We start from the raw sequence: 17000 nt of genomic DNA, 5'->3' as shown, positions 1-17000 counted from the left end.
ATGAAATACTAATCGTGTATCGGAAGTATTGAATGAGGTTAAAAATCTGTCTATTGTGGCAGTTGTATAAATATGCTTAATATTAAAAACTTGAAGATTCGTATTTGCCGAGTCCCGATCCTGGTGTTGTTATACGCTCCCTGAAGCGTAGCAGAAGTACGGGTAAAATTGCCTCTACCATCTGGACGTCGCGAATGTCCGATATGGTTTTGGCCAGTTCGTTATAAATAAGCGCGGCCTCCGTTATTGTAGACCGTGTAGGCGACTTTTGGCGACACTCCGCGAAGATCGTCTCGACCCGGTCGCTGATTTTTTGCAGCAGGGCAACGTCGTAGGCAAGAGTAGGTGCCGCTGGCGCCGTGTCAAACATGTCGCCCATACCGGCCACGAGCCAACTTATATTGATGCCGAACCGCTCACGATAGAGCGCCAAAACGCCAGCGTCGGGAATACGGTCGCCCCGTTCATAGTAACCAAGCATTGCAACTGTCAGGCCTAGTGCCTCAGCAAATGGCTCACGCTCGTCAAATTTCAGTGCTTCGCGGACCTCGGTCAGCCGTTTTCCCAACGGCGTCTTTGGCTCGACGCGTTTCCTGCTCATAATTCCGCATAAATATCACGATTTGGTATTTACTAGATACCAATTTGTGATATTCCTCTGTTTGTACAAAGACCAAATCACTCATGAGGTAAGGCCGGTCAGGGCCGCCTCGCTCACAACGAGGAATCATTATGCACGGCGACTGCATTGCGGACAAGGCGACGGCGAGCCTGCGCTGGATAAGAGAAGGCCGGTGACGCCACTCGCTTTACCTATGAGTGTCTCTGTCGACGTCAATAGAATATATCCAATATGGATATATTCGACCTTGAAAATTGCATGTCAGGCCCGTTCGGCCAGCGCAAAATTCACGGTATCGGCAAATTCTCGCAGGAAGCGTTCACTTGAAAAGCGGGCGGCGTTGTCGACACAGGCGTTCTTGTCGAAACTGTCGGAGTTATCGACAAACTCCTGCACCGCAGCGCAGATGGCTTCAGGCGTTTGCTCGCGGAAATAAAGGCCGGTCGGCTGATTGGAGGCGCCGAGAGGAACAACGGTCTCTAGTACACCGCCTTTTCCATAGGCGATGACGGGTGTTCCCAGCGCTTGCGATTCAACCGGGACGATGCCGAAATCGTCTTCGGCGGCAAATACGAATGCCTTGGCTTCCGCCATGTATTTGTGAAGCTCGTCATTGCCGACGAAACCGAGGATCTCGACATTGGGAGTGGCGATTTCCTTGATGCGTTTCATGTCCGGGCCGTCGCCGATGACGACCAGTCGTCTATCGGGCATTTTTGCAAAGGCTTCTACGATGAGGTGGACCTTCTTGTAAGGCACCAGCCGCGAAGCCGTGACGAAATAATCGCCTTTCAGGTCGGAAGGGGAGAGATGGGAAGTATCCACGGGCGGATAAATAACCGTAGAGTCGCGTCCGTAGCATTTGCGAACCCGGCTGCGAATGAATTTGGAATTGACCGTCATGAGATCGACGCCATTGGCGGTGCGGATGTCCCACATGCGAATATAGTGAAGAACGGCACGGGCGATCCACGAGGCGAAACCGCGACTAAGCTTCGATTCTTTCAGGTACTGGTGCTGGAGATCCCAGGCGTAACGGATGGGGCTGTGAATATAGGAGACGTGAAACTGGCCGGGTCCGGTGATAACGCCCTTGGCGACGGCGTAGCTTGAGGAAATCACCAGATCGTAGCCGCTGAGATCAAATTGTTCGACGGCCAGCGGCATCAGCGGCAGATAGGAGCGATATTTTTTACGAGCGAAAGGCAGTTTCTGGATGAAGGAGGTGTTGACCGGCCTGCCACCGAGAAAGCCCCGGTCTCGATCGCTCATGAAATCGACAAGGCAATAGAGATCCGCGTCAGGATAGATCTCAAGAAGGTTGTGAAGCACTTTTTCGGCCCCACCTCTGTCGGTGAGCCAGTCATGCACGATTGCCGTCTTCATGATTTCCTCAATAATTTCAACGTAATAAAAATTTATAACCCGCCCCGGAATAAAGCTCGGCGGTTTAGAATATCTGGTCTGTCTGCAGCCCTTAAAAACACGGCTGGGAAGGCGAATAACGTAACGATTAATAAGAATGCGAGATTATGTCTGTCGTAATCTGGTCTTGGTCTGATCCTCAATAGCACTTTGTTCGCAAATGCGAAATATCAAAGCCTCTTAATTCCTCCTCTTCGTTTTCCAGTTGAAAGCCAGCCGTAGTTTCCGCAGTTCCGGCTGGCAGCAGCGGTGTTTGCCGCGCGCCGTGTTTCGGGCGAAATAGCCTGTTTTCCATCGACTTACGTTCCGTTTCCGCCTCTTGCGAAGGCCCGTCTTCCATTTCGCCTGTCTTGGAAACCCTTCCTCGCACCGCATTGTCATTGACAAGGCGTCTTATCGAGTTATTCTGTTATAAAGATTGCTATAACATAATAATGGAACTCATAAGGTCGGAACCAAGAGCTGGGAGCTTAACAATGAGACGTAAACTTGCATTTCTCGCCACTGCTGCTTTGATGCTAGCGCCGGGCGTGATGATGGCTGCGGAAAAGGGCGGTGTCATCAATGTCGCCACGATCGGCGAGCCGCCGACACTCGATCCCATGGCCTCGACGGCCGATCTCGTAGGTATTGTCACGCAACATATTTTCGAAACGCTCTATACCTTCGACAAGGGGTGGAAGGTGACGCCGCTTCTGGCGGAAAGCCTGCCTGACATCAGTGCGGACGGCAAAACCTACACGATCAAGCTGCGGAAGGGCATCAAGTTCCATGACGGCAGCGATATGACCTCGGAAGATGTCGTCGCCTCGCTTGGCCGCTGGATGAAGATCGCATCACGCGGAAAACAGGTCGCCGGTTTCATCGACAATATCTCCGCGCCTGATGCCGAGACGGTGACAATCACCCTCAAGCAGCCCTATGCGCCGCTAACCTCGCTGCTTGCTTTCAACAACTCCGCAGCCATCATTCTGCCCGCTGAAAAGCAGGCTGAGCCGATGACAGAATTTGTCGGCACCGGCCCTTATATGCTGAAGGAACGCAAGGCGGACCAATATATCCAGCTCGTCCGTTTCGACGGCTACAAGTCTCGTGACGGTGAAAGTGACGGATATGGCGGTGCGCGCCATCAGTATCTCGATGAAATCCGTTTCGTTCCGGTTCCCGATCCGAATACCCGTGTCGAGGCCGCTGTTTCCGGCCAGTATGACTACGTCGATTCCATTCCGGTGGAATCCTTCGCCAAGGTGAAGTCCTCCTCGGCCTCGCAGCCGTTGATGCTGAAGCCCTTCGGTTATCCGGTCTTTGTATTCAATACCAAGGAAGGTTTGTCTTCCAAGCTTGAGGTCCGCAAGGCGGTGACCGAAGCGTTGAACATGGAGGACATGCTGGCGGCGGCGTTCGGCAGCACGGATTTCTATGCGCTTGATGGCGCCTACTATCCGTCCAATTTCTCCTGGCATTCGGAAGAGGGCGTCGAAGGCAATTATAATGTCGGCAACCCGGAGGCCGCAGCCGAAAAGCTGAAGGCCGCCGGATATAATGGCGAGCCGTTGCGCATCCTCACCAGCCGTCAGTATGAGTTCCACTACAAAATGGCGCAGGTGGCAGCGGAGTATCTGAAGCTTGCCGGTTTCAAGGTGGATATGCAGGTGGTGGACTGGGCGACGCTGACGCAGCGCCGTGCCGACCCGAAGCTCTGGGATATCTACATCAGCCACAGCCCCTTCCTGCCGGAGCCGGCGCTGATTGGCGCGCTTTCCACAGGTTCGCCGGGCTGGTGGGACACGCCGACGCGCAAGGCGGCGGTGGACGCTTTCACCTCGGAGGCTGATCCGGAGAAGCGCGTTGCTCTCTGGGCCAAGGTGCAGAAGACGATTTATGACGAGCTGCCGCTCATCAAGATCGGCGACTTCAACGCCGTGGCGGCGAAGTCCAACAAGCTTGATGGCGTCGATCCGGCTCCCTGGCCCTATTTCTGGAATGCTTCGGTTACGAAGTAAGACCGCTCCGCACTCCGTGACCCCGGACTGAATCCGGGGTCCAGCGCGATCAAGTCTTTGACCGCAAGAGGACGCCTTCACCACGCAGACGCGCGGTGGCTGGATGCCGGATCGGATCCGGCATGACGGAGGCGGGAGTTTTCCAGCCATGAGCGCCGGGGTTACCGGCACTCGTCGACAACTCTGTTCAACCGCGTGAGAGCGGCCCATCACGCGCTTCGGAGCATTCATACGTGATACGGTATATTTTCCAGAGACTTGCCGGAATGATCGTGGTGATGTTTCTCGTCGTCACCATCGTCTTCCTCATCCTGCGCGTCACGCCCGGTGATCCGGCGGCGGTGATGCTTGGGCCGGATGCCTCGGCACAGGACATTGCGGAATTGCGCACCAGACTTGGCCTAGATCAGTCGCTTGGCGTGCAATATGTCTACTATATCGGGCAATTGCTGCGCGGTGATCTCGGCCAGTCGATCTTCCTCAACATGCCGGTTGGATCGGCGCTTCTGGATCGGGCGGAACCGACCTTCTTCCTGACGATCTTTTCGCTGTTGATCGCCAGTGCCATCGCGCTTCCCATCGGCATCTATGCCGCTTACCGGCGCGGTTCCTTCGTGGATCAGGCAGCGACAACCATTGCGATGCTGGCGGCGAGCATTCCGAGCTTCTGGCTTGGCCTGATCCTCATGCAGTTCTTCGCCGTCCGGCTCGATATGTTCCCGGTGTCGGGATATGGCGGTCCGGGCGCAAGCTTCCTCGAGCGCATGTATCACCTGACCTTGCCAGCCATCGCACTCGGCCTCGTTTCTTCCGCCCTCATTCTGCGCTTTACCCGCGCCTCGATGCTTGATGTTCTCGGCGACGACTATGTCCGTACCGCCAGAGCCAAGGGCGTCAAGGAACGCCGGGTGGTGATGAAACACGCGCTGAAGAACGCACTCATCCCCATCCTCACCGTGCTTGGTCTCACCGCCGCCGTGCTGATTTCCGGCGCGGTCGTTACGGAAACCGTGTTTGGCCTGCCGGGCGTCGGCAATCTCGTCGTGTCAGCCGTGTTGAGGCGCGATTATCCGGTCATTCAGGGCGCGCTTCTCGTCATCGCCGGGCTTTACGTCCTCATCAATTTTGCCATCGACATGCTGTATCTGCTGGTCGATCCGAGGGTTCGTTACTGATGGCCGATATCACCTCCACCGCCCAGCCGGCGCGCAACCCGACCATCCTGTTCATTCGGCGTCTGTTGAAGCGCAAGACGGTCGCAGCCGGTCTGATCGTGCTGCTCGTCTTCGTGCTGCTCGCCGTTTTCGCGCCGATGATCGCGCCTTATTCGCCGTCGAAACTGTCGATCGTCAACCGTCTGAAACCGCCGAGCGAACTCTACTGGTTCGGCACCGACGAGTTCGGCCGTGACGTTTTTTCCCGTACCATCTTTGCGGGAAGGCTGTCGCTTCTGGTGGGGGCCGCCGTGGTGGCGCTCTCGGCGTTGATCGGCATCACGCTCGGCCTGCTTGCCGGTTTCTTCCAGAAACTGGATACGCCGATCGCGCGACTGATCGATGCCATGATGGCGTTTCCGGATATTTTGCTGGCCATCGCGCTAGTGGCCGCACTCGGGCCGTCGCTGACGACGGTAATCATTGCGCTTGCCGTCGTCTATTCGCCTCGCCTTGCCCGCATCGTGCGCGCCTCGACGCTGGTTATCCGGGAATTGCCGTATGTGGAGGCGGCCAAGGCGCTCGGCATCTCCACCTTCCACATCATGACGCGGCATGTGCTGCGCAATCTGATCTCGCCGATCCTCGTGCAGTGCACCTTCCTTTTCGCCAGCGCCATGTTGGCCGAGGCCGGCCTTTCATTTCTGGGGCTGGGTGTCAGCCCCGAAATTCCGACCTGGGGAACCATGATCTCCGCCGGCCGCCAATATATCGGCCAGGCGGACTGGATGACCTATTTCCCCGGCTTTGCCATCATTCTTTCCGTGCTCTCGCTGCAAATGGTCGGCGACGGGCTGCGGGACATGCTCGACCCAAGACTGCGAAGGGATTTGTAATATGACGTCCGGTGAACAGGCAAAAACGCCTTTTCAAGCTCCCATTCTTCTCTCCAATGTGAAACCCGTCGGCTTCGAAAAGGGGGCGCCACAGGCCCAGACCGATATCCTGATCGGCGGCGATGGCAAGGTCGTGGCGGTTGGGCCTGCCCTTCAGGCGCCGGCGGATGCGCAGCGCATCGACGCAAAGGGCGCATTCGTCTCGCCCGGCTGGGTGGATCTGCACGTGCATATCTGGCATGGCGGCACCGATATCTCCATCCGCCCCTCAGAATGCGGGGCCGAGCGCGGCGTGACGACGCTGGTGGATGCCGGTTCGGCAGGGGAAGCAAATTTCCACGGTTTTCGCGAATATATCATCGAACCATCGAAGGAACGCATCAAGGCCTTCCTCAATCTCGGCTCCATCGGGCTTGTCGCCTGCAACCGGGTGCCGGAACTTCGCGATATCAAGGATATCGACCTCGACCGCATCCTTGAATGTTATGCCGAGAACAGCGAACATATCGTTGGCCTCAAGGTGCGGGCGAGCCATGTCATTACGGGTTCCTGGGGTGTTACGCCGGTCAAACTCGGCAAGAAGATCGCCAAGATCCTGAAAGTGCCGATGATGGTGCATGTGGGTGAACCGCCTGCGCTCTACGATGAGGTGCTGGAAATTCTCGGTCCCGGCGATGTCGTGACCCATTGCTTCAACGGCAAGTCCGGCTCCAGCATCATGGAAGACGAGGACCTGTTCAACCTCGCGGAGCGCTGCGCGGGGGAAGGCATCCGGCTGGATATCGGCCACGGCGGTGCATCCTTCTCCTTCAAGGTGGCGGAAGCGGCGATCGCGCGCGGCCTTTTGCCCTTCTCGATCTCCACGGATTTGCATGGCCATTCGATGAATTTCCCCGTCTGGGATCTGGCGACGACCATGTCGAAGCTGCTTTCGGTCGATATGCCCTTCGAAAATGTCGTCGAGGCCGTCACCCGTAATCCGGCCTCCATCATCCGCCTCGACATGGAAAACCGCCTCGATGTTGGCCAGCGCGCGGATTTCACGGTTTTCGATCTTGTCGATGCCGATCTGGAGGCGACCGATTCCAACGGCGACGTTTCGCGTCTCAAGCGGCTGTTCGAGCCGCGCTATGCGGTGATCGGTGCGGAGGCCATTGCCGCCAGCCGCTATGTCCCGAGAGCGCGCAAGCTCGTGCGCCACAGCCATGGCTATTCCTGGCGCTGAACCGACTGGAGCGGCGGGGAGGGATGCTCTCCGTCTTCCGCAAAGAATAGGGATACCCGTCCCGGTATTATGAGGAATTCGCGTGAAACAGTCTTCGCTTGAGGCAGATGGGCGTCATTCGCCCTACGACCGGCTTGCCGCGCTCGGCATCTCGCTGCCGCCGCCACCGCCGCCGATCGCCAATTTCGTCACGCATGTGGTGGAAGGCAACATGCTCTATCTTTCGGGGCAAGGCCCGAGGGAGGAGAACGGACACCTGTACGCCGGCAAGGTCGGAGCCGAGATCGGGCTGGACGAGGCGTACCAGCATGCGCGTTTAACCGGCATCAATCTTCTTGCCGTCATGCATGAGGCGCTTGGGGATCTGTCGCGGGTGAAGAAGGTGGTCAAGCTGCTCGGCATGGTCAATGCCGTCAGCGATTTCCGCGATCATCCAAGCGTCATCAACGGTTGTTCGGATCTCTTCATCGATGTGTTCGGCGATGCGGGGCAGCACGCCCGCTCCGCCGTGGGGTTCGGTTCGCTGCCGGGCAACATCACCGTCGAGATAGAAGCCATCATCGCCCTTAGGGATTGAGGCCGTTCAATGGTTGCGCCAGCCCATCAGCTTCTCGATCCTTTCGGCCGAAACCCTGACCTGTTCGGTATAGTGGTTTTCGTCCGCCAGCACCTTCTGTTCCGGCAGCACGATGGAGATCGTTGCCACGCATTCTCCATTGGTGTCGCAGATCGGCGAGGCGATGCAGGCAACAGCGTAGTCGGATTCCGCAACCTGTATCGACAGCCGGTCACGGAACGCCGTGCCTGCCGATTGAGAAAGCGCTTCCGGGTTGATTTCCGCACGGCCGGTGGGCGACGTGCGGGCGCAGCGTTTGAAAAGCTCGACGCGCTCCTCTTCCGGCAGATGGCCAACGAGCAGGCGGCCGGATGCCGTCCAGTTCAATGGAACACGGGTGCCGACGCGCGAGGCAACCTGGAAATGGCTGGGGCCATCCGCCATGGCGAGCACCAGCATATGGTCACCGTCGCGACCGCAAAGCTGCACCGTCTCACCCGCATGGCGGCACAGATCATGCATTTCGTGGGTGGCGACACCCATGAAATCCAGCGAACGGGCATAGGCAAGGCCGTAGTGATAAAGCCGTGCGCCGAGCCATATGTTACCGTCGGCGTTGCGCGCGAGCATGTTCTTTTCGACCAGATCGTCAACGATCACATAGACGGTGGAAAGTGGCGCCTTGATCGCCTTGGCAATGGCGTAAGCGCCAGCTGGCGATCCGGTTTCGTAAAGGTAATCAATCACCTGAAGAGCGCGATCAATGCCGCTGACACGCGAGCGCTTGGCCACCTTCGCGCCCGGGTTTTCCTCGGTCGCGGACAAGGCGTGTGAAGACAATTCGTCCAGTTTATGGGCGTCCAATTTCGGGCTCCTCATGAATTTTGAGAAGCTATTACATTATTATGGCATATATGTCGATGCCTATCGCATCGCAAAGACAGGAGAAAGACATGACCGAGGATATCAGAAGCAGGATCGGCCTTCGCCCGGTCATCAACGTCTCGGGCACCATGACGTCGCTCGGTGCTTCCATCGTCGTTCCAGAGGCGGTTGAGGCCATGGCGGCGATCCTGCCGCAATTCGTAGAGATCAACGATCTGCAGCGTAAGGCAAGCGCGATCATCGCGAGACTGACGGGCGGCGAGGCTGGTTTCGTCACTGCTTCCTGCTCTTCCGGCATCAGCCTTGCTGTTGCCGGCGCCATCACCGGCAACAATCTCCTGGCCATCGAAAAGCTGCCTGATATCGCACCGGAAAAGAATGAAGTGCTGGTGCAGATGGGGCATGTGGTGAGCTACGGCGCGCCGGTGGATCAGGCGATCCGGCTTGGCGGCGGCAAGGTGGTGCTGGTCGGGCAGGCCACATCGACCCATCGCTTCCACATGGAAAACGCCATCACCGAAAAGACGGCGGCGGCGGTCTATGTCATCTCGCACCATGTCGTGAATTATGGCCTGCTGCATCTTTCCGAATTCGTAGAGATCGCCCATGCCAAGGGTGTTCCGGTAATCGTGGATGCGGCGTCCGAATATGATCTGCAGCTGTTTCTGGCCACCGGCGCAGATATTGTCCTCTATTCCGGCCACAAGTTTCTCGGCGGCCCCACCTCCGGCATCGTGGCCGGAAGTAGGGAACTGGTGCGCAACGCCTTCCTGCAAAATATGGGCATTGGCCGCGGCATGAAGGTCGGCAAGGAAAGCATCTATGGCGTTATGGCGGCACTGGAAGCCTGGGAAAAGCGCGACCATGCCGGCATCCGTGAGCGCGAGACCGGATATCTCAATCTCTGGAAGGAAACGCTGGATGGCCGCCCGGGCGTGACCGCGCTCATCGAGCCGGATCCGACCAATAACCCGCTCGACAGGCTGCGCGTGATCATCGATGCCGAAGAAGCGCATATCACTGCCTGGGACCTGACGACGGCGTTGGCCAGGGGCAATCCTCCCATCATCACCCGCGACCAAGAGGTAGAGCATCGCTATTTCTATCTCGACCCATGCAATCTGCATCCCGGACAGGAAACCATCGTGGCGTCTCGTCTGGCCGAGGAACTGGACAAGGCGCGTGCCTCCAACGAGGTGATTGCAACACCTTTCGAAGACCGGAGCCGACACCGCTTCGACGGCATGCTGCGCTGGCCGGACTAGGCTTGACCGCTTGCGCCGCCAAAACCTAACGACAAGAAGGGAACGATCATGACCATGCCGCAGGCCGCACCCGTTGGTGCCGAAGATGCCGTGCTTTCCGTCCGCAATCTCACCACGTCCTTTCACGTGGATGGCGGCTGGAAACCCGTGGTTCGTGATATTTCCTTTGATGTCGGGCCGGGTGAAACGGTCGCGATCGTCGGTGAAAGCGGTTCGGGTAAAAGCGTCACCTCCCTTTCCATCATGCGGCTGCTGGATCGTGAAAGCAGCAGGGTGGAGGGTGAAATCCTGCTTGGAGGGCGCAACCTGCTGTCCCTCTCCGAAGATGCCATGCGGCAGGTGAGGGGAAACGAGGTCGCCATGATCTTTCAGGAGCCGATGACCAGCCTCAATCCGCTGTTCACCATCGGCGACCAGATTTCCGAGGCCTTGTTATGCCACCAGCCGATGTCGAAAATCGACGCGAGGGCGGAGACGGTTCGGCTGCTCGAAAAGGTCCGTATTCCTTCAGCCGCATCGCGTTTCGATGAATATCCGCATCGCTTTTCCGGCGGCATGCGCCAGCGCGTGATGATCGCCATGGCGCTTGCATCCCGGCCGAAGCTGCTGATCGCCGATGAGCCGACGACCGCACTCGACGTGACCATTCAGGGCCAGATCCTTGACCTCATCAAGACGCTTCAGGAGGAGGAAGGCACGTCGGTTCTGTTCATCACCCATGACATGGGCGTGGTGGCTGAGATCGCCGATCGTACCGTTGTCATGTATCGCGGCGAGCAGGTGGAAGTTGGCGCGACCGCTGATATCTTTCATCGCGGCAAGCATCCCTATACCCGCGCGCTTTTGTCCGCCGTTCCGGTTCTGGGTTCCATGACGGGTGAGGAAAGACCGCTCAGGTTTCCCATCGTCAACACCACCACAGGCGAAACGCAGCAGCCGGCGCGGCCGGGCGATACCGTCGATTCGAGTGCCCAGCCGGTGCTCAAGGTAGAAGGGCTGACCAAGCGCTTCGATATTCACTCCGGCCTTTTGGGACGGCTCAGCGGCCGCGTGCATGCGGTGGAGAATGTGTCCTTTGATCTCAGGGCCGGCGAGACATTGTCGTTGGTCGGCGAAAGCGGTTGCGGCAAATCGACCACCGGGCGCGCCATCATGCGGCTGATCGAGCCGGATGCCGGCTCAGTGATGGTTAATGGCGAGAATATTCTCGCCCTCGACAAATCAGGCATGCGCGAGATGCGCAAAACGGTGCAGATGATCTTTCAGGACCCCTATGCCTCGCTCAACCCGCGCATGACGGTGGGTGCGGCGATTGCCGAACCGTTTCTGGAGCACCGCATGGGAAGCGCCCGCGAGGCGAAGGATGTTGTGGCCGATATGCTGGCGAAGGTCGGCCTTTCGCCCGATATGGCGGCGCGCTACCCTCATGAATTTTCCGGCGGCCAGCGTCAGCGCATCTGTATCGCCCGCGCGCTTGCGCTCCAGCCGAAGGTGATTGTCGCCGATGAGAGCGTTTCGGCGCTGGACGTTTCGATCAAGGCGCAGGTCATCAACCTGATGCTGGATCTGCAGCAAAGCCTCGATCTCGCCTTCCTGTTCATCAGCCATGACATGGCGGTGGTGGAGCGCGTCAGCCACCGGGTAGCGGTAATGTATCTCGGCGAGATCGTTGAAATCGGCCCACGTGCGGCGGTGTTTGACAATCCGCAGCATGATTACACCCGCAAGCTGATGGCCGCCGTGCCGGTGCCGGACCCGGAACGCAGAAACACCCGGCGAAATGCCGCGAATGACGAGCTGAAAAGCCCGATCCGCGCGATCGATTACGTGGTGAAACCGCGTGAGTACCGTGAGGTCTCGCCCGGCCACCTTGTCGCCTGCTAAAGCGGGTTAAAGACCAGGTACGTCTGATGTCGCGAAAGGCACGCGGTAACCGCGCCGGAAGGTTTCGCGCTGTCCGAACTGGCGATACCATTGCTGTACCTCCGGAAAATCGTCGAGGTCAATTTTATGGCGCGCGAAACGCGAGACCCATGGCCAGATGGCGATATCGGCTATGGAAAAATCACCGGCGATGAATTCCCGGCCCGTCAGGCGCTGGTTCAAAGTGCGGTAGAGGCGCTCCGTATCCGAGGCGAAACGCGCCTCGGCAAAGGGTGCATGTCCGGTATTGTAGGTCAGGAAATAATGGGCATAACCGAGTGTCGGGCCAAAATTGGCGGCCTGCCACATCAGCCATTCGGTGACTGCCAGCCGCGCAGCAGGGGAGGCAGGCAGAAGACGCCCGGCCTTTTCGGCGAGATAGATCAGAATCGCGTTCGATTCCGCTAGAACTGTGCCGTTATCGCGGTCGATGATTGCCGGTATTTTCGAGCCGGGATTGACGCGGGTATAGTCGGCTGAGAATTGTTCGCCTTTTTCAATGTCGATGGCGTGGCTGATATAGGGCAGGCCGAGTTCCTCCAGCGCAATCGAGATTTTCAGGCCGTTCGGGGTGATCCAGGTGTAGAGGTCGATCATGCTAATCGAACATCGCCTCATCTAGTGGCAAAGCTCGCCTGCCTTTCTTGCCGGTCACATCAGAAAGATCAGTATAAAGACCGCGCAATGTCGCAACGAGTTGGATGATGCGCGGATCGGTGACGCGATAAATCACCTGTTTGCCTTCCCGCGAGCCCTCGATCACACCGGCATCGCGCAATTCGGCAAGCTGCTGGGAAAGTGTCGGTTGCTGAATGCCGAGTTCATATTCCAGTGCGGAAACGGAAGCCTCCGTTTCCATGAGATAGCAGACGATGGCCAGGCGATTGGCGTTGGCGACAAGCTTTAAAAGCTCGCTCGCCTCCACCACGCTGCGGCAGATGAGATTGGAAACCGGTTTCGTCACGACTACAGGTCCATTTTTCAAACTATAAAAAAGTAAATTGTATTGCGATAAATTTCAATAGTTTGATTAGGCCGAGTTTGACCGCGTCAGGAAATTTTTTAAAATCTACAGGATTGATAGATTTCTCTTTCGCTTTCCCGCAGAGGATCGCCAAAACGTTCCTCGAAAACATTCTATAAAAAAGTAGATTGATTAAGAAATGAGGTGTCGACATGAAAATCGGGGTCCATCCCAACAATCTGCATTTGCGGCTCGCCCGGCTCTGGCCCGGCGCGTTTGATGAATTCGATCCGGAATTCGTGCCCTACCGCGAGGGGCGCGATACCGCAGCGCTTTTGGAAAAAGGCGAAATTCATTTCGGCGGCACGGGCTCGACGCCGCCAATCGAGGCGGATGCGCGGGGGCTTTCCGCAGCTTATATCGCTGCCTCGGCACCACGCCCCGCAAACGGCGCGATCCTCGTGCGGCGCGACAGCCCTATCCGCTCTGCGGCCGACCTTTCGGGAAAACGCATATCGCTGATTGACGGGTCTTTTCATACCTATCTTCTTGCGCGTAGCCTGGAAGGGGCGGGGCTTGGCCTTGCGGATGTAATACGCATCGAGAGCGGTGACAGCGATAGCCTGCGCGATCTCGTGGAAGGCCGCGTCGATGCCTGGGTGACGATGTCGCCACGGCTCGAAAAAGCCCTGACCCATGACGGGATCAGTCTTCTGGTCCATTGCGGCTCCACCATTCCCAACCGTTCGCTGTTCTGGACGCTTGCGCGTCACACTGTGGCGCTGGAACAACGCGATGCGATTGCCGCCGAACTGGACCGCGTTGGCCGCGCCGTCATGGCGGATATAGACAGAGCCGCGGCCCTTCTTGCCGCCGAGCCGGGCAGCGAAGGCGATGCGCAGTCCTGGGCAAAGGTGCTGCGCTCACGCGATCTTTCGGTGGTGCCCGCCGCCGAAAATATCCTTGCCGAACAGCAGGAGGAGGCCGATACGCTTTACAGGCACGGCCATTTCTCTCTACCGGTTCTGACCGGGCAGAGACCGGCCCCACAATCAGCCAGCGCGGGAGGCGACAGATGAACGTTTTCTGGTACATGTGCGCGCCCGATGGCGCCTATCCCTGGCAACCGGAAGGATCCCGCAAGGTTGATCTCGGTTATTACAAGCAGCTTGCTCTTGCTTATGATCAGCTTGGTTACACAGGCGCCCTCTTTGCCACCGGCGCGCATGATGTGTGGGTTCTGGCTGGCGCGCTGCTTTCCTATACCGAGCGGCTGAAGTTTCTGGTCGCGATTCATCCGGGTCTTGTCGCGCCAACGCTGCTCGCCAAGATGGCGGCGACGCTTCAGGAATTTTCGCGCGGACGCCTGCTGATCAACGTCGTCTCGGGCGATGCCAAGATGCTCGGTGCATATGGCATGACCATGCCGCATGACGAACGCTACGATATGGCGGATGAATATCTGCAGATCTGGCATCGTCTTTTTGCCGGTGAGACGGTCGATTTCAAGGGCCGCCATTTCCAGACCGAAGGCGCAAAGTTGGCACTGCCGGTGGGGCAAGGCATAGAGCCACCACCGCTATGGTTCGGCGGCTCTTCGGACAAGGCGATCGAGGTTGCCGCCAAACATGTCGAGACCTATCTTTCCTGGGGCGAAACGCCCGACCAGATCGGCGCGAAGGTCGATCTCGTCAAGGCGCGGGCGGAGAAACTCGGCCGTGAGCTAGAATACGGCATTCGCCTGTACGTTATTGTCCGCGATACGGATGAAGAGGCATGGGCCGCCGCCGCCGATCTTTACGGGCGCATGGACGAGCGTGCCATTGCAGCCAACCAGCGTTTCGTCGGCAAGACCGATTCCGTCGGCCAGCAGCGCATGACGGCGATGCATGGTGGACAGAAGCCTGAGAACCTGCGTGATCTCGAAATTGCCCCCAATCTCTGGGCCGGCATCGGTCTTGTCCGGCCGGGACCGGGCACCGCAATTGTCGGCTCGCCCGATACGGTCATCCGCACGCTGGAGGCCTATAAAAAGGCGGGCGTGAATACCTTTATTCTGTCAGGCATGCCATTGCTGGAAGAGGCCTTCCGTTTCGGGGAAAAGGTTCTTCCGCGTCTTGATGTATCGCGGGAAGTCTCGTCAGCCAAACAATTCACCTGGTCGACTTTGTTCGACCGCGACCTCTCGGCAAAGGCATCGTAAACATGGCCTTCCGGGAGTGGAGAAAAAAGACATGACGGCTGGTCCGGCACCAACGATTGCACAACGGCGCATCGGCCCTCAGCGTGCGGCGGAGCGGACGCTTGCCGTTCTGGACAAGGCGCTTGGCGCGGTCGCCGCCGCAATCCTTGCGACTCTTCTCGTGGTGGTGCTGGTCAATGTCACCCTGCGTTATCTGTTTCACACCGGCTTCATCGGTGCGGAAGATCTCGGCATCTGGCTGCATGTGGCGATGATCGCGGTCGGCGCGCCGCTCAGTCTCAAAAGCGCGCTTGCCATGCGGCTCGATGTTTTCGTGCGGTTTTTGCCTGAGCGGTTCCATGCCGCCACCGAAGTTCTGGCGGATGCCTTCTCCTTCATCGCAGCACTGATCCTCGCCTTCGGTGGCGTTGAAATCGCGGCGATGCTGGGTGGTACGTCTCCGACGCTCGGTCTGCCGGAATGGGTGCGTTTTGGCTTTCTGGGTGCAGGCGGCGCGTTGATCCTTCTTTACCTGGCGCTTCAGCGTGTCAGTGAGGGCAAGACATTTGCCGTTCTAGTGTCTCTCACCATTGCAATTGCGGCCTATGTCGGCCTGCCGGAAGTCTTCGTAGATACGAGCCTGCCGCCCAGCCTGTTTCTGGCGCTGACGGCGGCGGTGGGGCTGGTGCTGGCAGCACCGCTCGCCCATGCCTTTCTCGCCGCAGCCTATGTGGCGATCGCCTTCGGCAGTACCTTGCCGGAGCCGGCCATCGTTTCCTCAACGGTAACAGGCATGTCGAAATTCCTGCTGCTCGCCATTCCCTTCTTCCTGCTGGCCGGAAGCCTGCTGACGGAATCGGGCGTTGCCAACCAGCTGGTTCGGTTCGCCGCCTCCATGGTTGGACACCGCCGGGCAGGGCTGGCGCAGACGACGCTGTTGACCAGCGTGCTGTTTTCCGGCGCATCCGGCTCCTCTGTCGCCAACGCCGCCTTCGGCGCTTCAACGTTCCAGCCGGAACTGGTCAAACACGGCTATCCGCCGGCGCAGGCGGGCGCGATCATCGCTGCAACGTCGGTGCTCGACAATGTCATCCCGCCCTCCATTGCCTTTCTCATCCTCGCAACGGCTACCAACCTGTCGGTGGGTTCGTTGCTGGTTGGCGGCTTTTTCGCCGGCGGGCTGATGGCGATCTGCCTTGCGGTGGCTATCCATTGGAGCGTGCGCAGCGTCGATACCCTGCCGCGCGCCACGGGCACGGAACGCTGGCGCTCGGCTATCGCCGCCATACCCGCCTTCGGTCTCGGCGTCATCGTGGTGGTCGGCATCCGCATCGGCGTCGTCACTACCACGGAGGCGGCCGCACTTGCCGCACTCTACACGCTGCTTCTCGGCTTCGGGTACCGGCTGGGCGCGGGGCGTATCTTCTCAACTTTCCGGCAATCAGCCGGTGAGGCGGCGGCCATCGGTCTCCTTATCGGCACGGCAGGCCCCTTCGCCTTTCTTCTGGCGGTCGATAATGTCTCCGGCCTCGTCACGGATTTCGTGACATTGCTTGGCGGCAGCAAGATCGCGGTGCTTCTGCTTTCCAACCTCATCCTGCTCGTGGTGGGGCTGGTGCTGGATATCGGTGCGGCCATCCTTCTGTTTGGACCGATCCTGTTGCCCGCGGCCGTTGCGGCCGGTATCGATCCCATCCATTTCGGCGTCATTCTCGTGGTCAACCTGATGATCCATGGCCTAACACCACCTCTCGGCATGCTGATCTTCGTCGTCAGCGGTGTCACCCGCATTCCGGCGACAGCGCTATTCCAGGCCGTCGTTCCCTATCTCCTATCCCTTCTCGTTTCCCTCGCCATTCTGTGCGCCTGGGCCATTGTCTTCTAAATCCGGGGTTTTATT

Annotated in this window: 15 protein-coding genes; 10 read left to right on the top strand and 5 right to left on the bottom strand. The window is 58.4% G+C overall.

All coding sequences use genetic code 11. The annotated features are described in order from the left end of the window. Positions 1–82: 82 nt before the first annotated feature. Positions 83–601, bottom strand: a complete 519-nt coding sequence (locus GH784_RS05315; protein WP_013761537.1) for a helix-turn-helix domain-containing protein — start codon at positions 599–601, stop codon at positions 83–85. Positions 602–883: 282 nt separating this feature from the next. Then, on the bottom strand, positions 884–2008 hold the full coding sequence (locus GH784_RS05310; RefSeq protein WP_003510798.1) for a glycosyltransferase family 4 protein: 1125 nt from the start codon (positions 2006–2008) through the stop codon (positions 884–886). 515 nt (positions 2009–2523) lie between these two features. Between GH784_RS05310 and GH784_RS05305 the strand changes: the two genes are divergently transcribed. The 5 genes from GH784_RS05305 to GH784_RS05285 all read left to right on the top strand — a co-directional run bounded on the left by GH784_RS05305 (position 2524) and on the right by GH784_RS05285 (position 7902). Further along, the gene (locus tag GH784_RS05305) at positions 2524–4050 is read left to right on the top strand and encodes an ABC transporter substrate-binding protein (protein WP_026330678.1); all 1527 of its coding nucleotides are present in this window, start codon (positions 2524–2526) and stop codon (positions 4048–4050) included. A 233-nt stretch (positions 4051–4283) separates the two neighbouring features. Beyond that, the gene (locus tag GH784_RS05300) at positions 4284–5225 is read left to right on the top strand and encodes an ABC transporter permease (RefSeq protein ID WP_026330677.1); all 942 of its coding nucleotides are present in this window, start codon (positions 4284–4286) and stop codon (positions 5223–5225) included. Then, positions 5225–6100 (top strand): ABC transporter permease, encoded by an 876-nt coding sequence (locus GH784_RS05295; protein WP_019564634.1) that lies wholly within the window; start codon positions 5225–5227, stop codon positions 6098–6100. The genes GH784_RS05300 and GH784_RS05295 overlap by 1 nt, the downstream gene beginning before the upstream one ends. Before the next feature lies 1 nt (position 6101). Next, a complete protein-coding gene (locus GH784_RS05290) occupies positions 6102–7325 on the top strand; it encodes an amidohydrolase/deacetylase family metallohydrolase (protein WP_038493995.1) in 1224 nt (407 codons plus the stop codon). Positions 7326–7407: 82 nt separating this feature from the next. Further along, on the top strand, positions 7408–7902 hold the full coding sequence (locus tag GH784_RS05285) for a RidA family protein (protein WP_019564632.1): 495 nt from the start codon (positions 7408–7410) through the stop codon (positions 7900–7902). Between the two features lie 6 nt (positions 7903–7908). Here GH784_RS05285 and GH784_RS05280 read toward each other — a convergent pair whose 3' ends face one another. Further along, on the bottom strand, positions 7909–8745 hold the full coding sequence (locus GH784_RS05280; protein ID WP_038493992.1) for an IclR family transcriptional regulator: 837 nt from the start codon (positions 8743–8745) through the stop codon (positions 7909–7911). Between the two features lie 89 nt (positions 8746–8834). Here GH784_RS05280 and GH784_RS05275 point away from each other — a divergent pair, with 89 nt between their 5' ends. Together GH784_RS05275 and GH784_RS05270 are read left to right on the top strand one after the other, a co-directional pair. Beyond that, a complete protein-coding gene (locus tag GH784_RS05275; protein ID WP_065703082.1) occupies positions 8835–10031 on the top strand; it encodes an aminotransferase class V-fold PLP-dependent enzyme in 1197 nt (398 codons plus the stop codon). Positions 10032–10079: 48 nt separating this feature from the next. Next, positions 10080–11915, top strand: a complete 1836-nt coding sequence (locus GH784_RS05270) for an ABC transporter ATP-binding protein (RefSeq protein WP_038493986.1) — start codon at positions 10080–10082, stop codon at positions 11913–11915. A 6-nt stretch (positions 11916–11921) separates the two neighbouring features. On the opposite strand, the gene GH784_RS05265 is transcribed toward GH784_RS05270, so the two are convergent. Beyond that, entirely contained in the window at positions 11922–12551 is a 630-nt protein-coding gene (locus tag GH784_RS05265; RefSeq protein WP_038493983.1) for a glutathione S-transferase family protein, read from the bottom strand. 1 nt (position 12552) lies between these two features. Beyond that, on the bottom strand, positions 12553–12918 hold the full coding sequence (locus GH784_RS05260) for an ArsR/SmtB family transcription factor (RefSeq protein WP_003510774.1): 366 nt from the start codon (positions 12916–12918) through the stop codon (positions 12553–12555). Between the two features lie 212 nt (positions 12919–13130). Here GH784_RS05260 and GH784_RS05255 point away from each other — a divergent pair, with 212 nt between their 5' ends. Genes GH784_RS05255 through GH784_RS05245 form a run of 3 tightly spaced genes read left to right on the top strand, consistent with a single transcriptional unit; the run spans position 13131 to position 16985 of the window. Next, positions 13131–13997: an ABC transporter substrate-binding protein gene (locus tag GH784_RS05255; protein ID WP_038493977.1), complete on the top strand. Its 867-nt coding sequence runs from the start codon at positions 13131–13133 to the stop codon at positions 13995–13997. Then, positions 13994–15121 carry an LLM class flavin-dependent oxidoreductase gene (locus GH784_RS05250; protein ID WP_025595728.1) on the top strand — a complete coding sequence of 376 codons (1128 nt, stop codon included), beginning with the start codon at positions 13994–13996 and terminating at the stop codon, positions 15119–15121. The genes GH784_RS05255 and GH784_RS05250 overlap by 4 nt, the downstream gene beginning before the upstream one ends. Positions 15122–15152: 31 nt before the next feature. Continuing rightward, a complete protein-coding gene (locus tag GH784_RS05245) occupies positions 15153–16985 on the top strand; it encodes a TRAP transporter large permease (RefSeq protein WP_038493975.1) in 1833 nt (610 codons plus the stop codon). Positions 16986–17000 lie beyond the last annotated feature (15 nt).

This window comes from Agrobacterium tumefaciens (assembly GCF_009649785.1).
Classification (GTDB): Bacteria; Pseudomonadota; Alphaproteobacteria; order Rhizobiales; family Rhizobiaceae; genus Agrobacterium; species Agrobacterium tumefaciens.
This window is presented reverse-complemented; position numbering and strand designations above follow the sequence as displayed.

Bases quoted from the DNA above. Each gene is read 5' to 3' on its own strand.
- GH784_RS05315 (WP_013761537.1), bottom strand. From the start codon at position 601: ATGAGCAGGAAACGCGTCGAGCCAAAGACGCCGTTGGGAAAACGGCTG.
- GH784_RS05310 (WP_003510798.1), bottom strand. From the start codon at position 2,008: ATGAAGACGGCAATCGTGCATGACTGGCTCACCGACAGAGGTGGGGCC.
- GH784_RS05305 (WP_026330678.1), top strand. From the start codon at position 2,524: ATGAGACGTAAACTTGCATTTCTCGCCACTGCTGCTTTGATGCTAGCG.
- GH784_RS05295 (WP_019564634.1), top strand. From the start codon at position 5,225: ATGGCCGATATCACCTCCACCGCCCAGCCGGCGCGCAACCCGACCATC.
- GH784_RS05290 (WP_038493995.1), top strand. From the start codon at position 6,102: ATGACGTCCGGTGAACAGGCAAAAACGCCTTTTCAAGCTCCCATTCTT.
- GH784_RS05275 (WP_065703082.1), top strand. From the start codon at position 8,835: ATGACCGAGGATATCAGAAGCAGGATCGGCCTTCGCCCGGTCATCAAC.
- GH784_RS05270 (WP_038493986.1), top strand. From the start codon at position 10,080: ATGACCATGCCGCAGGCCGCACCCGTTGGTGCCGAAGATGCCGTGCTT.
- GH784_RS05265 (WP_038493983.1), bottom strand. From the start codon at position 12,551: ATGATCGACCTCTACACCTGGATCACCCCGAACGGCCTGAAAATCTCG.
- GH784_RS05255 (WP_038493977.1), top strand. From the start codon at position 13,131: ATGAAAATCGGGGTCCATCCCAACAATCTGCATTTGCGGCTCGCCCGG.
- GH784_RS05250 (WP_025595728.1), top strand. From the start codon at position 13,994: ATGAACGTTTTCTGGTACATGTGCGCGCCCGATGGCGCCTATCCCTGG.
- GH784_RS05245 (WP_038493975.1), top strand. From the start codon at position 15,153: ATGACGGCTGGTCCGGCACCAACGATTGCACAACGGCGCATCGGCCCT.